Origin of the sequence: Pseudoflavonifractor phocaeensis (assembly GCF_016901735.1) — a bacterium.
Classification (GTDB): Bacteria; Bacillota; Clostridia; order Oscillospirales; family Oscillospiraceae; genus Pseudoflavonifractor_A.
Genome location: NZ_JACLZC010000154.1, coordinates 1 through 1,016, shown reverse-complemented (window position 1 = coordinate 1,016; position 1,016 = coordinate 1). Strand labels below are relative to the sequence as shown.

Below are 1,016 nucleotides of genomic sequence, written 5' to 3'. Positions count from 1 at the left end.
CCGTACTTGCGGTTCAGCTCAAAGATGGTCTTGGTGTAAACATAGGTCTTGCCGGTACCGGTTTCCATCTCAATGCAGAACTGGCAGCGTGCCGCTGCACCCAATACGCCTTCGGCGGTGGTTTCCAAGTCAGTGAGTGGTAAACCATTCCGCTTCTGGACGGTGTGCATATTGGCGGTCAGTGTTTCATGGTCAATGTAGAGGGCGTTGCCCTGGCCCAGTTCAGGGAGAAGGGAAGTCTGCCGCTCATCGACCACGGAAAAGGTGCTTTTGGTTTTCTCCTGGCCGGTGAACAAGTCCACCACGGCGTTGACCGCATCCGTTTGGAATACTTGGTTTTTGAATTTCAGCTTCATGGCAATCACGCCTTATTGTACAAGATATAAATGGCCAGCAGCGGCCCTTGACACAGGCTTTCCTCCGGGAACTCCTTCTGTAGGCGCTGGTATTCTGTCAGCAGCAGAGGAAGGGTATCCTCCTGCTTTTGAATGCCAAACACCAGACAGGCCATGCTTTGCGCATAGGGATTCCGAATTTCTGGATACAGGGTCTTTAACTGATCCACATAGACCTGTTCCGCATGGGCCAAAATATAGACGGCAGCCTCAATAAACATATCCTGCATGCTGGTACGAAACCGGCGCAGCATGGGTGGGATAACTGTTTGCTGCATGGTCAGCGCCCGTTTGCATAACAGACTTCGGTTTGATATATCATAGTTGCCACGCATAAAACGGACAAAATCCTCGCCGCTTTCAAGATGGGGAATTTCCTCCCGCTCCAGCTTGATTTTATCCAAGCGCCGGGTATCCACTTCTTTTTTTACCAAATCAAACATCTCTTTCTCCAGACGACCAGAAAACCCGGCAGTTATGGAAAAATAGGCAATATTGGCAGAGGATAATTGATTGAGCGGGTTCTTTTTAAAAAAGCCCTTAGGCAGCTGATTGTATTCCATCTTTTTCCCCTCACACCAATTTCAATTCGATTCCGTGATCCCGCAGGATATAGTAGGC

Annotated in this window: 2 protein-coding genes; both read right to left on the bottom strand. The window is 49.3% G+C overall.

The window, feature by feature from the left end:
* Positions 1-356 (bottom strand): DEAD/DEAH box helicase family protein (locus tag H7U37_RS14980; protein ID WP_204876958.1); only part of this gene is annotated, 356 nt, incomplete at its 3' end.
* A 5-nt stretch (positions 357-361) separates the two neighbouring features.
* Entirely contained in the window at positions 362-958 is a 597-nt protein-coding gene (locus H7U37_RS14975; protein WP_204876956.1) for a hypothetical protein, read from the bottom strand.
* Positions 959-1,016 lie beyond the last annotated feature (58 nt).